The organism is Intrasporangium sp. Soil_C_50 (assembly GCF_057656595.1).
In genome coordinates this window covers 261,954-278,990 of record NZ_JBDGKB010000004.1, presented here as the reverse complement: position 1 = coordinate 278,990, position 17,037 = coordinate 261,954, and the positions used below count along the sequence as shown (strand labels likewise).

The following is a 17,037-nucleotide window of genomic DNA, read 5'->3' as shown; positions in this document are numbered from 1 at the left end:
TCACTGCTGCGCCCTGTGCAGCACTGACGCAGCAGTGACACAGATCTGGCGGTGGCCAGGGCGACGCGGTCCGTGCACCAGGCAGGGGTCAGGCGCGTTGGCGTGCAACGATGCCGGCTTCTGTGGTGTCCTTCGGTCATGGGAGCACCCCGGACCGTGTGCGGTGCCGTCGCCGTCGTGACTGCGCTGGTCCTCGCCGCGTGCGGTTCGCCGACGGTCTCGGGCATCGGCGACGGCGCAACCGACCTTCCGGTGGACGGACCCACGACCCTGTCGGTGGCCCCGGCGCCGGAGCGGTTCAGGGAGCGCGCGGACGACGTCGCCGCGGCCGTCCGACGGGCCGGGCTGCCCTCGAGGCCGACGGGGCTGCTCCTCGTGTCGCCGTGGGACGCGGAGGCGGCCTTCGACACCGCGGACCAGAAGGAGGCCTGGGGAGCAGGGCGCGTCGAGGTGGCCGACTCGGTGGCGCCGGACCGCGAGTCGGCCGCGAGGATGACGCTGCCCGGAGGTGGGACCCGGCGAGTCGGAACCATCGGCGTCCGTGCCGCCCTGGAGCGGGCGTTCTCGGGTGCCAGTGGCACGTGCGGAGACTCGGTGCCCGCCGACCGCTGCCGGCTCGAGGTGACCGCCGCGCGCCTGTCGCAGGTGCAGGTCACCACCGACGGCGGCGCCGCGACGGTCCCCGCCTGGGAGCTGACGGTGCGCGGACTGGCGCGGCACCCGCTCGTCGTGGCGACGGCGCCGGACGTCCTCGCTCCTGCGCCACGGCCGTCTGCTCCTCCCGGCCTCGGTGACCCGCCGGGAGGGCTGATGCGCGTCGGTCTCCTCAGGGCGGTCGACGGGGCGACCCTCGAGGTGACGATCTTCCACGGGGAGTGCGAGGTCGACCCGCGCGTCAACGTGGTCGAGGCGCACGACCTCGTGGTCGTCGGCGGCTCCTACGACGAGCCGCCGGCGGGCAGCGTCTGCACCGGGGTCGGCCTGATGACACCCGCGACGGTCCGGCTGTCGAGCCCGCTCGGGGACCGACCGGTCATCGACGCCGTGACGGGGACACCCCGGTACGTCGGGGTCCCGGCGTACTGACGCCGCCGCGTCAGCGGGCCGTCGACAGGACGGGCGGCCGCGTCGTCGTGGGGGAGACGGGCGTGATCGTCGAGGTCTTCGTCGTCGTCGCGCTCGTGCGCGGGGGCCCGGGCGGCCCGTCGGGCGTCGTCGTGCGCGCCGGCCACGGCGGCGGGATGGTGTCGACGGTGTCCTCGTCGGAGCACGCGGCCGCGAGCGTCACCGACGCCGTGATGACGGCGACAGCGGCCGCACGCAGCCACGTGTCGCGCCCGATGCGTCGACCCGTCCTGCCGCCCACGCGTCCCCTCACTTGTCCACGTCGCCGACGACGAAGAACATCGAGCCGAGGATGGCGACCATGTCGGCGATGAGCTGACCCGGGAGCATCTCGGCCAGCACCGAGACGTTGTTGAAGGAGGCCGAGCGGAGCTTGAGCCGCCACGGGGTCTTCTCGCCGCGGGACACGAGGTAGTAGCCGTTGAACCCGAGCGGGTTCTCGGTGGCGCAGTAGACCTGCCCCTCCGGCACCTTGAGCACCTTGGGCAGCTTGACGTTGATCGGACCCTGCGGCAGCGCGACGAGCCGGTCGAGGCAGGCCTCGGCGAGGTCGAGCGACACGTGCGCCTGCTCGAGGAGCACCTCGAGGCGCGACAGACAGTCGCCCGCCGTGCGGGTCACGACGCGGCCGGGACCGCCATCACCGAACAGCTCGCCGTAGGCGAGGTAGGGGGTGTCGCGGCGCAGGTCGACGTCGACGCCGCTCGCGCGGGCGATCGGCCCGGAGACCCCGTACGCGAGGGCCATCTCCCGCGGCAGCACTCCGACACCGCGGGTGCGGCCCTCGAGGATCTCGTTGCCGACGACGAGGCGTTCGAGGGCGGGCAGGCGCCGCCGGACGCTGTCGACGGCGTGACCCGCGCGGCCGAGCCAGCCGGCCGGGAGGTCCTCCTTGAGGCCGCCGACGCGGTTGAACATGAAGTGCATCCGCCCGCCCGACACCTCCTCCATGACGGCCTGGAGCTCCTCGCGCTCGCGGAACGCGTGGAAGACCGGCGTGATGGCGCCGAGCTCGAGGGGGTATGAGCCGAGGAACATCAGGTGGTTGAGCACCCGGTTGAGCTCGGCGAGGAGGGTGCGGGCCCAGACAGCGCGCTCGGGCACCTCCATGCCGAGCATGTGCTCGACGCCGAGCACGACGCCGAGCTCGTTGGAGAACGCCGAGAGCCAGTCGTGGCGGTTGGCCAGCACGATGATCTGGCGGTAGTCGCGCACCTCGAAGAGCTTCTCGGCGCCGCGGTGCATGTAGCCGATGATCGGTTCGGCCGTGACGATCCGCTCGCCGTCGACGACGATGCGCAGCCGCAGGACGCCGTGCGTCGCGGGGTGCTGCGGGCCGATGTTGAGGACCATGTCGGCGGTGGCGAGGCCACCGGCCCCGACGCCGACGGTCAGGGCCTGGCGGCGCGTCGGGGCCGTGGTCGTGCCGGGGGCGTCGGACGCGGGGGCCATGTGCCCGAGTATGCCGTGTCGCGCTGCGGGTCGCCCTCGTGGGCCACCGGGCCACCTGGCGACCCCCGGCTCCCGCCATGCGGCCCGGTGGGGCACAGTGGCCTGGTGAACCAGTCCTTCCCCGAGTCCGCGACGGGACCGGACGGTGTGCCGGGGGCTCCGGCGTCCGTCGACCTGTCCGATCCCGCGTTCGTCGCCGACCCCTACCCGAGGCTCGCGCAGCTGCGGACCGAGGCACCGATCGTCCGGCACGACGGCCTGGGCCTGTGGCTGACGACGACCCACGCCGCCGCCAACGACGTGCTGCGCGACCGGCGCCTCGGGCGCATCTTCCGCGCGCGCGCCGCCGCCGACGACGACCCGTGGACGGTGTTCGACTGGCTGCACGCCGACTCCATCCTCGACTCGGAGCCGCCGAAGCACACCCGGCTGCGGAGACTCGTGGCCGGCGCCTTCAACCGCGGGCACATCGAGCGGCTGCGGCCGCGCGTCGAGCAGATCGCGGGCGAGCTGCTCACCGGGCTGGAGGCACGGCTCGACGCCGACGGCCGGGTCGACGTCATCGAGGGCTACGCCGAGCCGCTGCCCGTCCTCGTCATCTGCGAGCTGCTCGGGGCACCCACGTCCGACTGGAAGCGGCTGCGCGACTGGTCCCAGGCCATCGTACGGATGTACGAGGTGTCGCCGACGCCGCAGGCCCAGGCCGAGGCGCAGCGCGCGTGCGCCGAGTTCGCCGCGTACGTCGAGGTGCTCGCCGCCGAGCGCGCCGAGAACCCGGGCGACGACCTGCTCACGGCGCTCGTCGAGGAGCGCGACGGCGGCGACCGCCTGTCGCGCCGCGAGCTCGTCGCCACGGTCGTGCTGCTGCTCAACGCCGGCCACGAGGCGAGCGTCAACGGCTTCGGCAACGGTCTGGCGTCTGTGCTGGCGGACCCGGAGCAGCTGGCGGCCGTCATCGACTCGCTCGACGACGACGCGTCGGTCGCCCGGCTCGTCGAGGAGATGCTGCGCCACGACTCGCCGCTGCACCTGTTCGAGCGCACCGCCACCGCCGACGTCGAGCTGCACGGCGTGACGATCCGCGAGGGGCAGAAGGTCGCGGCGCTGCTCGGCGCCGCGAACCGCGACCCGGCCGTCTTCGCCGACCCCGACCTGTTCGACGCCTCGCGCGACCCCAACCCGCACCTGGCCTTCGGCGCCGGCATCCACTTCTGCCTCGGCGCCCCGCTGGCCCGGATGGAGCTGCAGATCTCGGTGCGTGCCCTGCTGCGTCGCCTCGGCCCGATCCGCGTCGTCGAGGAGCACCGGCGTCCGACGTTCGTCCTGCGCGGCTACGAGCGGCTCGTCGTCGAACGCGTCGACCAGGGCTGATCGACGTTCGTCCTGCGCGGCTACGAGCGGCTGGTCGTCGAACGCGTCGACCAGGGCTGATCGACGCTCGCCGGCGATCGGTCGGACCCTCGGCCCCCGATCGCGGCGTCCGCGTGGTCGACTGGTGGGACCGACCGAGGAGGAGCCCCGTGAGCGAGCTGACCCCGTACATCTGCGTCGAGGACTCCCGCGCGGCGATCGAGTGGTACGGGCGCGTGATGGGGGCCCGCGTCAGCGTCGACCCGATCGTCATGGACGACGGTCACGTCGGACACTGCGAGCTCGAGGTCGACGGAGCGCGCTGGATGATGTCCGACGCCTTCGAGTCTGCGGGCGTCGCGCCCCCGGACCGGGCACGGGGCAACGCGGTGTCCCTGCACCTGACCGTCGCCGACTGCGACGCGGTCGCTGCGTCGGCCCGCGACGCCGGGGCGACGATCGACCGGGGGCCCGAGGACAACCCGGGTCTCGGTCGCGTCGCCGTCTTCCACGACCCGTTCGGGCACCGGTGGTTCGTGCACCAGCCGGAGGCCTGAAGCACTACTACGGCTGGCCGGCGTCCTTCGTCGGTCGGCTGCGCAGCACGAGGAAGCCGCCGACCCCGAGCAGCACGCACGTGCCGACGATGGTGAGCAGCACCGGCACGAACACCGACGACCCAGCATCCTCGGCAGCCGGGTCGGCCTGTCGCACATGCACGCTCGGGCCGGCCGTGGCCGTGGAGCCGTCGAGCCCGACCGTCGCGTGGAAGGAGAAGCTGCCGCTCACCGGGTGCCCGTCGTCGGACGTGACGCGGTAGGTGACGGTGTAGTCGCCGCCGGGCGCGCTCGCGGCGAGCTTCTGGCGCACGATCGAGCCCTGGATCGTCGGGCTGCCCTCGGAGACAGGGCCCGAGGGACCGGTGACGACGACCTGCGTGCCGACGGCGAGCGGCGCCTCGGCGAAGGTCAGCTCGACGGTGTCCGGAAGGGTGTTGACGACGGCCCCGTCGGAGGGGTTGCTGCGCTCGAGCACGTCGTGGGCCGAGGCGAGGGTCGGCGTGCCGACGACGCCGAGGACGACCCCGGCGGCGACGCCGAGGGCGAGCAGGAAGGAGGGCACGCGACGCATGGCGTTCAGCGTACGTCGCGGGCGTGGACCCGTTTCACCGCCCACCGGAACCCACCGAAACCGGCCGGGTCGACGAGTCGGGCCTCGGCGCTCGTGCGCTCGAGCGCCGCGAGGTAGCCGAGCGGGTCCTGGGTCGCGAGCGCGTGGGGCGGCACCGTCGCCGTGACGCCGAGCCGGCGCAGGGCCTCGCGCTGGGTGGGCGTCTCGTCGGCGTCGAGGGTGTCGACGGCGACGTGCGCCGTGATGTCGCACGACCCGTCGGGCACCGGCGTCGTCAGGTGGCCCGACGCGTACCCGACGAGGGTCCCGTGAGCCGGGCGGGCGTCGCGGGTGTGGGCGTAGTCGACGGCGACGAGCGTGCCGGACCGGACCCGCCGGACCAGGTCCGCCCAGGCGCGGTCGCGGTCGAGACCCACCTCGACCCGGTCGCCGGTCGTCGATGCCGGCCAGTGCTCGCGGGCCCAGTCGAGGTCGGGGCCGCCGAGCCGGTCGCCGAGGCGCTCCTGCCCGGTCGCCGGGTCGACGAGGACGACGCGCAGCACGCCCGACGCGTCGACCTGCGCCACCGTGCAGGGCACGACGTCGAGCCACTCGTGCGCGACGACGAGGCAGTCCTCGAGGCGGTCGAGGCCGCCGAGGTCGTCGAGGTCAGGGGGCAGCGCCGCGCCGCCGGGGGAGCGGAGCCACTCGATGCGCGCGTCGAGGGCCTCGGGTCGCTCGACGACGTCGACGGCGACGACGCGGACCGACGGCCCGGTGGGCGTGTCGTCGAGGGCGGCGCGCAGGTGTGCAGCGAGCTCGCCGCGCCCGGCACCGACGTCGACGACGACCCGCACCCGGTGCTGGGGCAGGGCGAGCAGGGCCCGTGCGAGCGCGGCCCCCGGCGGTCCGTGCGTCGCGGTCGTGAAGTGCTCGGCGGGGCCGCCGCCGGTCACGTAGAACCCGCGTCCGGGCGCGTAGAGCGCCGCGTGCCACGCCTCGCGCCAGGGAAGGGCATCCACGGCGCCCGACTGTAGGCGATAGCGTGCGCGGGTGAGCAGCCCCACCGGCGACCCCCACGAGCGCCCCGCCCGCTTCGACGTCGGCATCGTCGGGGCCGGGCGCGTCGGCGCCGTGCTCGGCGCGGCCCTCGTGCGGGCCGGCCACCACGTCACCGGCGTCTCGGCCGTCAGCGAGGCGAGCCTCGAGCGCGCCGAGCGGATGCTGCCGGGGGTCCCGGTCAAGCCGATCCCCGACGTCGTCGCCGGCGCGCACCTCGTCGTGCTCGCCGTGCCCGACGACGCACTGGCAGACCTCGTCGCCGGCCTCAGCGCCACGGGCACCTTCACACCGGGGCAGCTCGTCGTGCACACCTCGGGCGCACACGGCATCGGCGTCTTCGAGGCCGCCCTCGACAGCGAGATCGTGCCGCTTGCGCTGCACCCGGCCATGACGTTCACGGGCACCCCGGTCGACCTCGAGCGGCTCCACGACTGCTGCTTCGGCGTCACGACCGTCGACGTCGCGCGTCCGGTCGGCGAGGCGCTCGTCATCGAGATGGGCGGCGACCCGGTCTGGGTGCCCGAGCACGAGCGCGTCACCTACCACGCGGCCCTCGCCCACGGGGCCAACCACCTCGTCACCCTCGTCGCGCAGTCGATGCAGCTGCTCGCGGAGGCCGGCATCGAGGACCCTGCCCGCGTGCTCGAGCCGCTCCTGTCGGCGGCGCTCGGCAACACCCTCCAGCTGGGTGACGCTGCCCTCACCGGCCCGGTGGCGCGCGGCGATGCCGGTACCGTGGCCGGGCACGTCGCGATGCTGCGCACGGTGGCCCCGGACATCAGGCCGACCTACCTGGCGCTGGCGCGCGCGACGGCGCAGCGGGCCCTGCTCAGCGGCCGCCTCCGGGCGGACGTGGCCGACCCGCTGCTCCAGCTGCTGGCCCGCGAGGAGGACCGACCGTGACCCAGACCCCCGTCGTCGCGCGCACGCGTGACGAGCTGCGCGATGCCCGGGCCTGTCTCGACGACGGCGACGTCGCCGTCGTCATGACGATGGGCGCGCTCCACGACGGCCACGCGACGCTGATCCGGCGGGCCCGCGAGACGCACGCGCACGTCGTCGTCACGATCTTCCTCAACCCGCTGCAGTTCGGGCCGAAGGAGGACCTCTCGCGCTACCCGCGCACGTTCGACGCCGACCTGCAGATCTGCACCGACGCCGGCGTCGACCTCGTCTTCGCCCCGACGCCCGACGTCATCTACCCCGACGGCGACCCGGGCGTACGGATGTCGGCGGGGCCGCTCGGCGACGTCCTCGAGGGACAGGCCCGACCCGGCCACTTCGACGGCATGCTGACCGTCGTCGCCAAGCTCATGCACCTGACGCGCTGCACGTCGGCGTACTTCGGGCAGAAGGACGCCCAGCAGCTGCTGCTGATCCGCCGGATGGTCCGCGACCTCGACTTCCCGGTCAACGTCGTGTCGGTGCCCACGGTGCGCGAGGCCGACGGCCTGGCGATGTCGAGCCGCAACACCTACCTGACCCCGTCCGACCGCGAGACCGCGCTGTGCCTCTCGGCCGCGCTGCGGGCCGGCGCCGACGCCGCCACGGAGGGTCCCTCGGCCGTCCGGCGCGCCGCCCGTGCGGTGCTGGTGCGCGAGCCGCTCGCCCTCGTCGACTACCTCGTGCTCGTCCACCCGGACACGCTCGAGGACGTGCCCGAGTGGTACCGCGGCGAGGCCCTGCTCGCGGTCGCCGGCCGCGTCGGCACGACGCGCCTCATCGACAACCTGCCCGTGCTCGTCGGCCCCGGCGGCGGTGCGCTCGAGGTGTTCTCCCAGCCCTGAAGCGTCGGCCTCCCGCGAGGCGGCGCCGATGCGTTCGACCGAATCCCCTTCTCCCAAGGATAGATCCATCGTGCAGCGCTTCATGCTCCACTCGAAGATCCACCGCGCCACCGTGACCCAGGCCGACCTGCACTACGTCGGCTCGCTCACCATCGACCGCGACCTCCTGGACGCCGCCGACCTGTGGCCCGGCCAGCAGGTCGACGTCGTCGACGTCGACAACGGCAACCGCCTCACGACGTACGCCATCGAGGGCGAGCGCGGCAGCGGCATCGTCTGCATCAACGGCGCTGCGGCGCGGCTCATCTCGCCCGGCGACACCGTCATCATCATCGCCTACGCGGCCATGGACGACGCCGAGGCGCGGACGTTCGAACCGAATGTCGTCTTCGTCGACCGCGACAACCGCATCGTCGAGACCGGTCACGACGCCGGCGACGTCCCCGACGGGTTCGGCCTGATGACCTCCGCCGTCACGGAACGGAACCACGCCCACCGGGGCTGAGCCGGCGGCATACGGTATGGGGCACGACCCCACGACCGGCGACCCCGGCAGCGTCCCACCGAGAAGGTGCTCATGAACGACAGCGGCATCACGATCCCGCGACGGCTGCGCGCGCCCGAGCCGGGCTGGACGGCCACGGCCGACGTCATCGTCGTCGGTAGCGGCATCGCCGGCCTGACCACGGCGCTGCGGCTGCGGCGTCGCGTCGACCGCGTCCTGCTCGTGACGAAGACCGTCCTCGACGAGGGGTCGACGGCGTGGGCCCAGGGCGGCATCGCCGCGGTCATGTCGCCCGAGGACAGCCCGGCCGAGCACATCCACGACACCCTCGTGGCCGGCGTCGGCCTGTGCGACGTCGACGCCGTGCGCACCCTCGTCACCGAGGGCACCGACGCCGTCTGGGACCTCATCGCCCTCGGCGCCGACTTCGACCGCGGCGACGCCGGCGACCTCAGCCTGACCCGCGAGGGCGGCCACCACCGCGACCGCATCCTGCACGCCGGCGGCGACGCGACCGGCCGCGAGATCAGCCGCGCCCTCATCGCCGCCCTCGACCGGGTCCGTGACGATCCCGGCATCGAGGTGATCGAGCACGCCCTCGTCGTCGACCTGCTCACCGACGCCGACCGACGCGTGTGCGGCGTGACGCTCCACGTCATCGGCGCGGGCCAGGTCGACGGTGTCGGAGCGGCCCACGCGCGAGCCGTCGTGCTCGCGACGGGCGGCCTCGGCCAGATCTACTCCTCGACGACGAACCCGTCCGTCGCGACCGGCGACGGCATGGCGGCCGCCCTGCGCGCGGGCGCCGTGCTCGCCGACCTCGAGTTCGTCCAGTTCCACCCGACCGTGCTGTGGCTCGGCGAGGGCTCGCGCGGCCAGCAGCCGCTCATCTCCGAGGCGGTCCGGGGGGAGGGGGCCTTCCTCGTCGACGAGGCGGGGGAACGGGTCATGCAGGGCCAGCACCCGCTCGCCGACCTCGCGCCGCGCGACGTCGTGGCCCGGGCCATCATCCGGCGGATGCGCGAGACCGGCACCGACCACGTGTACCTCGACTGCCGCCACCTCGGCGCGGACTTCCTCGAGCAGCGATTCCCCTCGATCGTCGCCCGCTGCCGCGAGCTCGGCTTCGACCCGGCCACGCAGCTGCTGCCGGTCGCGCCGGCCCAGCACTACGCGTCCGGCGGCGTGCGCACCGACCTGCGCGGGCGCACCTCGCTCGAGGGGCTGTACGCCTGCGGCGAGACCTCGTGCACCGGCGTCCACGGGGCCAACCGCCTCGCGTCCAACTCGCTGCTCGAGGGCCTCGTCTTCGCGCGCCGGATCGCCGACGACCTCACCGCGCGCCTCGGCGCGGGCGAGCTGCCGGCGACGTCGCCGCTGCAGGGCGAGGACAGCGAGGACGCCGTGCCGCCCGAGCTCGTCCGCGGCAAGCGCCGCCTCGACGTGCAGCGGGCCATGACGGCCGGCGCGGGCACGGTGCGGTCGGCGGCGTCGCTCGCGGCCACCGAGGAGGCGCTCGCCGCCGTGTCGGCCAAGGCGGCCACCGACACCGACCGGCAGGGCGGCCCCAAGAGCTGGGAGACGACCAACCTCGTGCACCTCGGCCGGGCCCTGACGCACGCTGCCGCACTGCGCCAGGAGACCCGCGGTGGCCATGTTCGGGAGGACTTCCCCATGCGTGACGACGAGCGGTTCCTGCACCACGTGCACCTGAGCCGGGAGGCGTCGGGTCGGCTCGGGGCGACCGTCGTTCCGGTGCCTCGCGCCAACCTCGACGGGCTCGACCTCGACGCTGGCGTAGCCGAACGCGCCACCGAAGAGCTTGTGGCACAGACCGATCCACGACCCGAGGAGACCCGGTGACCCACCAGCCCGCCGCAGCAACGGCATCCGACGGCCTGAGTGGCTTCCCCGAGGAGTGGGCCCGCCGCGTCGTCGCGGTCGCCCTCGAGGAGGACCTCGGCCCGCGGGGACTCGACGTCACGACGCTGGCGACGATCCCGGCCGAGCAGGAGCGGGTCGCCGAGGTCGTGGCCCGTGCACCCGGCGTCGTGGCCGGCGTCCCCGTCGTCGGCCTCGTGCTGGCTGCTGTGGCCGAGCGGCTGGGCCTGCCGACGCCGACGGTCGAGGTGCTCGCCGACGACGGCGCGCGGGTCGTGCGCGGCGACGTCATCGCCCGCGTCTCCGGCCGCACCCAGGTGGTCCTCGTGGCCGAGCGAACCATGCTCAACATCCTCAGCAGGCTCTCCGGCGTCGCGACCCATACGCGTCTCTGGGCCGACGCCCTCGAGGGCACGACGACGATGGTCCTCGACACCCGCAAGACGACGCCGGGGCTGCGCTGGCTCGAGAAGTACGCGGTGCGGTGCGGCGGCGGCACGAACAAGCGCATGGGCCTCTACGACGTCGCGATGATCAAGGACAACCACAAGCTCGCGGCGGGCTCGGTGGCCGCGGCCTACGCCCTCGTGCGCGAGCGGTTCCCCGAGGTCGACGTGCAGGTGGAGGTGACGACGCCTGCCGAGGCGCAGGAGGCCTACGACGCCGGCGCGCGGTTCGTGATGTGCGACAACATGACCGTGCCGGTGCTCGCCGAGACGGTGGCCCTGCTCCGGGCGGCGGGCGAGCCGGTCGAGATCGAGGCAACGGGCGGGATGACCCTCGAGGTGGCCCGAGACTACGCCGAGACCGGCGTCGACTTCATCTCCGTCGGCGGCTTGACCCACTCCTCGCCGATCGTCGACATCGCCCTCGACCTCGTCGACTGACCGAACGTCCGCTGTGTGCACGAGGTGGGGCCTGGACCCCAGCGCCTGCACACGGGGACGGCGCTTGGCATCGGAACCGGCGCGTCGTCAGGGAGCGTGGTCGCCGGGGCGGACGAGGCCGGTCTCGTAGGCGGCCACGACGGCCTGCACCCGGTCGCGCAGGCCGAGCTTGGCCAGCAGGCTCGACACGTGCGTCTTCACCGTGGCCTCGCCGAGGTAGAGCTCGGCGGCGACCTCGGCGTTCGACAGGCCGCGGGCGAGCAGGCCGAGCACGTCGCGCTCGCGCTGGGTCAGCAGCTCGAGATCGCGCGACCGGGCCGTGCGCGGGGTCGGCGCCGCGGCGAACGACTCGATGACCCGCAGCGTCACCGCCGGGTCGAGCAGGCCGCCACCGGCGGCGACGGTGCGCACCGCGGCCACGAGCTGCTCCGGAGGCGAGACCTTGAGCAGGAACCCGCTGACCCCCACCCTGAGCGCGCCCTCGACGTACTCGTCCTCCCCGAAGGTCGTCAGCACGACGACCCGCGACTCGGGACTGGCCTCGAGCACGCGGCGGGCGCCCTCGATCCCGTCGACGTGCGGCATCCGGACGTCCATCAGCACCACGTCCGGCCGCAGCCGGCCGGCCATGGTCCCGGCCGTCGCGCCGTCGGACGCCTCGCCGACGACCTCGAGGTCGGGCTCGGCGGTCAGGACCATCCGCAGCCCGACGCGCACCATGGCCTCGTCGTCGACGAGGAGCACCCTGATCGTCACTGCCATCCCCTCCCGATCGGGAACCGGGCCCGCACCTCGAACCCGCCTCCGGCCACCGGTCCGGCCGCCAGCGTGCCACCGAACATGCCTGCGCGCTCGCGCATCCCGACGAGGCCCTGTCCGCCGGTGGCTCGCGTCACGCGCGTGTCGTCGTCCGCCCCGATGCCGGGCGACGCCGCACCGTCCGCGCGTCGGGGCCCGTCGTCACGCACGGCCACCTCGACGGCGTCGGTGTCGTGGCGCAGCCGCAGAACGGTCCGCGCCCCGGGGGCGTGCCGAAGGACGTTGCTCAACGCCTCCTGCGCGACGCGGTAGGCGGCGACGTCGACCGCACGCGGCACGGTCGTCAGGTCGCCGTGGGTCTCGAGGGCGACGTCGAGGCCGGCCGCCCGCACGTCGGCCACGAGGTCGCCGGCGCGGGACAGCGAGACGGGGGTCGAGAGGTCGGCGTCGCCGTCGCGCGGGGTGCGGAGGATGCCGACGGTGGCCCGCAGCTCCTCGACCGACTGCCGGCCGAGCCGCTCCAGCCCCAGCATGATGTCGCGCTCGGCCGGGCGGTCGTCGAGCAGCGGTCCGAGCTGGCGTCGCAGGCCTCCGAGCTGGAGTGTCATGACGCTGAGCGAGTGGGCGACCGAGTCGTGCACCTCACGCGCGATCCGGGCCCGCTCCTCGACCACGGCGGCATGCGCAGCGACCTCTCGCTGGGCATCCAGCTGCGCTGCGAGAGAGGCGATCTCGCGCGAGCGTGTCTGTTCGCGGCGAACAAGGGTACCGGTCCACCACGCAGGCACGAAGATCGCCGGGAAGAAGATCGAGTCCCAGCTGATCCCCGCCCGGACCACGTCGGTGACGACGAACGTCAGGATGCACGCGGCCACGGCGAGCCTGGAGCGTCTTGGCGTCGCCGCGTAGCCCGCCCAGGCGACCGCCACGAGCAGGGCGATCAGGCCGGCGCCGCCGGGGCCCGGCGCTCCGAGCGCCTCGCCGAGCGGGAACGACGCGGCAACTGCGACCGCACCCGCCGCGGGCCAGCGCGTCTGGCTCGCAAGGCTGCCCGCGATCCACACCGCGACCCAGGCGAGCGCCGTGAAGGAGGGCCGGAAGGTCGGGTCCGTCCACGCCTCGACCAGTGCCAGCGCGCCCAGCAGGACGGCGGCGCCGACGGGCACCAGGCCCGGCCGTGGCACGAGGCGAAGGGGCGACATGGCGGCAAGGGTAGGGCTCGGCAGCGGGCCGCGTATCCGTCTTGCGGGGGACCCGGGGAGGCCGTCGTTCCGCACCACGGCGGAGGGCGGGTCAGTGCCTCTCGGCCGAGGCCCGACGAGCCGGCGGGGAGACACCGTTGGTCCGTCGCCGACACCGGCGGCACCGGACCCTCCGGACCAGCCCGAAAGGAAACCCATGTCCCACGTCTCGCCCCACGCGTCCGTCGAGCCGGCACCCCCCGTCATGGAGCGCCCTGCCCCCCCTCGCCCACCCCATGCGGGTCGTGGCGGGTGCCGCGCTCGTCGCCGGCCCCGTCCTGTGGGCGCTCGGCATGGTGACGTCGCCGGAGCAGGCCTCGATGGCCGATGCCGACTACATCTCGTCCCTGACCCGCGACACGACGATGACCCAGGTGTCGGCCCTGCTGCTGCACTACGGCAACCTCGCCATCGGCCTCGGCATCCTCGCGGCACCCTCGCTCGTGCGAGGACGTCGCGGCCGCATCGCGACGGTCGTCGGGGCCCTGCTCGCGGCCATCGGCTTCGTCAACGTGTCCGGCATGGTGCTCTCGGACTGGTGGAACGCCTCCGCGGGGACGGTGCTCACCTCCGACCAGGCGGTTGCCGTGTTCCGTGGCTTCAAGGAGGGCTCGCTCCTGCCGTTCTGGGACGGCACCGAGCCGTTCAGCCTGCTCGGGCCGGTGCTCGTGCTCGTCGGACTGGCCCGGGCCGGCGTGCTCGCCTGGTGGTCGATCCTGCTGCTCGTCGGTGGCGTGGCCGGCCTCATGGTGTTCGGTGCCACGACGCCCCTCGTCGCAGCCGCGACCGTCCTCGTCGGGTTCGCGCCCTTCGCCCTCATCGGGCGGCGGCTGCTCCAGCGCCGCAACCTCGACGCCTGAGACCCCTCCGTCGCAAGCAGGTGGGCCCCGTCGCCGCACCCGTATGGTGCGGCGACGGGGGCCTGCGGCGTGCAGCGCCGGCGTACCCTTCGAGGCAGGAGGGTGGGCCCATGGGCGTCGTCGACGAGCTGCTCCGCGCCAGAGCGGAGTTCGAGCGCGGCGAGTGGCGGGCGGCCTACGACGCGTGGGCCGCGTTCGACCTCGCCGGGCTGTCGGCGCCGGACCTCGAACGCTCTGCCGCCGCAGCCCACCTCCTCGGGCGCGTCGACGACGCCGTCGAGCGGTACACGGCCGCCTACGAGGCCCGCGTGGCGGCAGGCGAGCACTCCGAGGCCGCGGTGTGCGCCTTCCACGTGACGATGGCCCTGCGCACCACCGGGGGTCGCTCGGCCGTGTCCGCGTGGCTGGCCCGCGGCGAGCGACACGTCGCCGATCTCCAGGCCGAGGCCCCGGCCAGGGGATGGATCGCCTTCTCCCGCATGTTCACCCACCTCGGTGCCGGCCGCATCGAGGACGCCCTCGCCTGCGCGCGTACCGCCACCGACGTCGGCCGCCGCAGCGGTGACGGCGACCTGCTCGCGACGGGGCTGTGCGCCGAGGGTCGGATGTCGATCTACGGCGGGCGGGTGTCCGACGGCGTCGGTCTCCTCGACGAGTCGATGCTGGAGGCCGAGCGCGGCGCCCGCGAGCCGATCACCGTCGGCCACGTCTACTGCACGGCGATCGAGGGCTGTCAGGAGGTCTCGGACCTCGTCCGGGTGGCGGAGTGGACCGCCCGCCTCACCACGTGGTGCGCGGCCCAGCCCGGACTCGTCCTGTTCACCGGGCAGAGCGCGTTGCACCGGGCCCAGGTGATGCGGGCCCGCGGGGCCTGGGAGGAGGCGCTCGACGAGCTCGACCTGGCGGTCACCCGCTACTCCGAGGCGGGTGCCGTCGACGCGGTGGGCCAGGCGTCGTGCGAACGCGGAGACCTGCTGCGGCTGCGCGGCGACCTCGCCGGCGCCGAGGCGGCCTACGCCCGCAGTGGCGAGCACGGGTACGAGCCGCAGCCGGGCCTGGCGCTGCTCGCCGCCGCCCGTGGGCAGCGTGCGGCGGCCGCCGCGTCGGCCCGGCGGCTCCTCGCCGAGCCGGGACCCTCGGTGACCCGCAGCCGGCTGCTGCCCGGTGTCGTCGAGGTGCTCGTGGGGGTCGGCGACGTGGAGGCGGCGCAGGCGGCGGCGGTCGAGCTCGAGCAGGTCGCGGAGGCGTTCGGGTCCGAGGCGCTGATGGCCGGCTCGGCCCTGGCCTGGGGTCGGGTGCAGCTCGCGCGTGAGGACGCCGCCGGGGCGCTGCCCTACCTGCGTCGCGCTCGCCAGACTGCTGCGTCGCTCGACCTGCCGTTCGAGACCGCGCTGGCCGACATCGGGACCGGCCGCGCCCTGCTCGCCCTCGGCGACGGCGACGCGGCCCACCGTGCCCTGGGCGCCGCACGCCTCGTGCTCGACCGGCTCGGCGCGCGTCCGGCCGTCGAGGAGGTCGACGCGCTGACCGGGCGCCGGTCCCTGCCGGCGGGCCTCAGCGCCCGGGAGGTGCAGGTGCTGCGGCTCGTGGCGGCCGGTCGCAGCAACGCCGACATCGCCGCAGAGCTGGTGCTCAGTGAGCGCACTGTCGCACGCCACCTGTCGAACATCTTCGGCAAGCTCGGCGTCGTCAGTCGCACCGCCGCCGCGGCCTTCGCCTTCGAGCGTGGGCTGGCAGGCGGCTCAGGCGACGTGCTGGGTCAGCGGCCTGGCCGGTGACTCGTCGGACCTCTTTGCCGCAGAACGGTGCCGGTCGATGTGTGCCGCCACGAAGGCGGCGTCGCGCCCGACGCCGGGCAGCACCATCGAGCTGAACGAGTACTGGAACGACAGGCCGCAGAAGTACAGGCCGGGCACGTCCAGCGCGACGCCGCGGTACTCGCGCGGCCAGCCGTCGTCACCGACGACGGGCAGCTCGAGCCAGTCGAAGCGCTGCTCGAACCCGGTGGCCCACACGACGTTGCGTACGTCGATGACGGTGCCGTCGGCCAGAGTGGGGCGGCCCTCGGAGACGCCGGTGACCCGCTCGGTCCGTCGCTCGACGCCGGCGGCTGCGAGGTCCTCGCGCTTGACCCGCAGCATCGGGCCTCCGTGGTGGCGCAGGCTCGCCATGGCTCGCCGACCCATCGGCGTGCGGCGGGTCAGCACGTGCCGCCACGCGAAGAGCAGGACGGGGAAGAGCAGGTGCACGGCGGGCGAGTCCCACCGGACCCCGAGCTGCCCGCAGTCGCGCCCGGCGAGGGTCGTCGGTCGGTGCGGGGCCAGCTCGTGGGCGATGTCGCAGCCCGAGTGCGAGGCGCCGACGACGAGGACCGGGCCGTCCTGCAGCTGCGTCGGGCGTCGGTACTGGCTCGAGTGCAGCTGGAGGATGCCAGGGTCGAGGTCGGCGGCGAACGCCGGCACCCGCGGGGCGCGCCCGAACGTCCCGGTGGCCACGACGACGTTGCGACACTCGATGACCCCGCGGTCGGTCGAGACGACGAACCCGTCGGAGCCGACTGCGGCAGCGACCTTCTCGACGCTGACGCCGAGCCTGACCGGCAGGTCGAAGTGCTCGGCGTACTCCGCGAGGTACTCCGCGACGTCGTCCTTGCCCGGAAAGGCACGGCGGTCGCCGGGGAAGCGGAGCCCGGGTAGCGCGTCGTGGCCGGCGGGCGTGTAGAGCCGCAGCGAGTCGTACTGCTGGCGCCAGCCGTCGCCGACGGCGCTGTTGCGCTCGAGCACGAGGCAGTCACGCCCGCGGGCGATGAGCTCGCGTGCCGTGGCGAGCCCGGCCTGGCCGGCGCCGACGACGACGGTGTCGACGGTCTCGGTGGCAGGTGCGGGTTCGGCGCTCGTGGTGGTCCGGATGGCGTCCATGGTGTTCCTCCTGTGCTCCGTGCTGCCTCGGTAGGAACGACGGTAGGAACGTGGGAGGGGGCGCCGCGTCGGCCGTGCTGCCCATCCGTGCCGGCACGGC

At 74.3% G+C, this 17,037-nt stretch carries 17 protein-coding genes; 10 read left to right on the top strand and 7 right to left on the bottom strand.

Annotated features, from left to right (window positions below):
• Positions 1-138 precede the first annotated feature (138 nt).
• Positions 139-1,086: a hypothetical protein gene (locus tag AC3A5R_RS12815; RefSeq protein ID WP_487621137.1), complete on the top strand. Its 948-nt coding sequence runs from the start codon at positions 139-141 to the stop codon at positions 1,084-1,086.
• A 10-nt stretch (positions 1,087-1,096) separates the two neighbouring features.
• Here the strand turns inward: AC3A5R_RS12815 and AC3A5R_RS12810 are convergent, their stop codons facing one another.
• Both AC3A5R_RS12810 and AC3A5R_RS12805 read right to left on the bottom strand, forming a co-directional pair.
• The gene (locus tag AC3A5R_RS12810; RefSeq protein WP_487621136.1) at positions 1,097-1,366 is read right to left on the bottom strand and encodes a hypothetical protein; all 270 of its coding nucleotides are present in this window, start codon (positions 1,364-1,366) and stop codon (positions 1,097-1,099) included.
• A gap of 8 nt (positions 1,367-1,374) precedes the next feature.
• Complete coding sequence (locus AC3A5R_RS12805; RefSeq protein ID WP_487621135.1) at positions 1,375-2,577, bottom strand: NADH-quinone oxidoreductase subunit D; 1,203 nt, start codon at positions 2,575-2,577, stop codon at positions 1,375-1,377.
• A 105-nt stretch (positions 2,578-2,682) separates the two neighbouring features.
• Between AC3A5R_RS12805 and AC3A5R_RS12800 the strand changes: the two genes are divergently transcribed.
• Entirely contained in the window at positions 2,683-3,948 is a 1,266-nt protein-coding gene (locus tag AC3A5R_RS12800; RefSeq protein ID WP_487621134.1) for a cytochrome P450, read from the top strand.
• 149 nt (positions 3,949-4,097) lie between these two features.
• On the top strand, positions 4,098-4,484 hold the full coding sequence (locus tag AC3A5R_RS12795) for a VOC family protein (protein WP_487621133.1): 387 nt from the start codon (positions 4,098-4,100) through the stop codon (positions 4,482-4,484).
• A gap of 7 nt (positions 4,485-4,491) precedes the next feature.
• On the opposite strand, the gene AC3A5R_RS12790 is transcribed toward AC3A5R_RS12795, so the two are convergent.
• Positions 4,492-5,058 carry a copper resistance CopC family protein gene (locus AC3A5R_RS12790; protein ID WP_487621132.1) on the bottom strand — a complete coding sequence of 189 codons (567 nt, stop codon included), beginning with the start codon at positions 5,056-5,058 and terminating at the stop codon, positions 4,492-4,494.
• A gap of 5 nt (positions 5,059-5,063) precedes the next feature.
• Positions 5,064-6,059, bottom strand: coding sequence for an SAM-dependent methyltransferase (locus AC3A5R_RS12785; RefSeq protein ID WP_487621131.1), 996 nt, complete (start codon positions 6,057-6,059; stop codon positions 5,064-5,066).
• A gap of 31 nt (positions 6,060-6,090) precedes the next feature.
• Here AC3A5R_RS12785 and AC3A5R_RS12780 point away from each other — a divergent pair, with 31 nt between their 5' ends.
• The 5 genes from AC3A5R_RS12780 to nadC all read left to right on the top strand — a co-directional run bounded on the left by AC3A5R_RS12780 (position 6,091) and on the right by nadC (position 11,159).
• Positions 6,091-7,002 (top strand): Rossmann-like and DUF2520 domain-containing protein, encoded by a 912-nt coding sequence (locus AC3A5R_RS12780; protein WP_487621130.1) that lies wholly within the window; start codon positions 6,091-6,093, stop codon positions 7,000-7,002.
• Complete coding sequence (gene panC, locus AC3A5R_RS12775) at positions 6,999-7,886, top strand: pantoate--beta-alanine ligase (protein ID WP_487621129.1); 888 nt, start codon at positions 6,999-7,001, stop codon at positions 7,884-7,886. Before AC3A5R_RS12780 ends, panC begins: the two co-directional genes overlap by 4 nt.
• A 70-nt stretch (positions 7,887-7,956) precedes the next feature.
• Positions 7,957-8,391 (top strand): aspartate 1-decarboxylase, encoded by a 435-nt coding sequence (gene panD, locus AC3A5R_RS12770; RefSeq protein WP_487621128.1) that lies wholly within the window; start codon positions 7,957-7,959, stop codon positions 8,389-8,391.
• A 72-nt stretch (positions 8,392-8,463) separates the two neighbouring features.
• On the top strand, positions 8,464-10,254 hold the full coding sequence (locus tag AC3A5R_RS12765; RefSeq protein WP_487621127.1) for an L-aspartate oxidase: 1,791 nt from the start codon (positions 8,464-8,466) through the stop codon (positions 10,252-10,254).
• The gene (nadC, locus tag AC3A5R_RS12760) at positions 10,251-11,159 is read left to right on the top strand and encodes a carboxylating nicotinate-nucleotide diphosphorylase (RefSeq protein ID WP_487621126.1); all 909 of its coding nucleotides are present in this window, start codon (positions 10,251-10,253) and stop codon (positions 11,157-11,159) included. The genes AC3A5R_RS12765 and nadC overlap by 4 nt, the downstream gene beginning before the upstream one ends.
• A gap of 87 nt (positions 11,160-11,246) precedes the next feature.
• On the opposite strand, the gene AC3A5R_RS12755 is transcribed toward nadC, so the two are convergent.
• Together AC3A5R_RS12755 and AC3A5R_RS12750 are read right to left on the bottom strand one after the other, a co-directional pair.
• The gene (locus tag AC3A5R_RS12755) at positions 11,247-11,921 is read right to left on the bottom strand and encodes a response regulator (protein WP_487621125.1); all 675 of its coding nucleotides are present in this window, start codon (positions 11,919-11,921) and stop codon (positions 11,247-11,249) included.
• Entirely contained in the window at positions 11,912-13,120 is a 1,209-nt protein-coding gene (locus AC3A5R_RS12750; protein WP_487621124.1) for a sensor histidine kinase, read from the bottom strand. The genes AC3A5R_RS12755 and AC3A5R_RS12750 overlap by 10 nt, the downstream gene beginning before the upstream one ends.
• 284 nt (positions 13,121-13,404) lie before the next feature.
• Between AC3A5R_RS12750 and AC3A5R_RS12745 the strand changes: the two genes are divergently transcribed.
• Both AC3A5R_RS12745 and AC3A5R_RS12740 read left to right on the top strand, forming a co-directional pair.
• Positions 13,405-14,019: a hypothetical protein gene (locus AC3A5R_RS12745; protein ID WP_487621123.1), complete on the top strand. Its 615-nt coding sequence runs from the start codon at positions 13,405-13,407 to the stop codon at positions 14,017-14,019.
• A 110-nt stretch (positions 14,020-14,129) separates the two neighbouring features.
• Entirely contained in the window at positions 14,130-15,797 is a 1,668-nt protein-coding gene (locus AC3A5R_RS12740) for a helix-turn-helix transcriptional regulator (protein WP_487621122.1), read from the top strand.
• On the opposite strand, the gene AC3A5R_RS12735 is transcribed toward AC3A5R_RS12740, so the two are convergent.
• Positions 15,762-16,937, bottom strand: a complete 1,176-nt coding sequence (locus AC3A5R_RS12735) for a flavin-containing monooxygenase (protein WP_487621121.1) — start codon at positions 16,935-16,937, stop codon at positions 15,762-15,764. The two genes, AC3A5R_RS12740 and AC3A5R_RS12735, sit on opposite strands and share 36 nt — an antisense overlap.
• Positions 16,938-17,037: the final 100 nt, after the last annotated feature.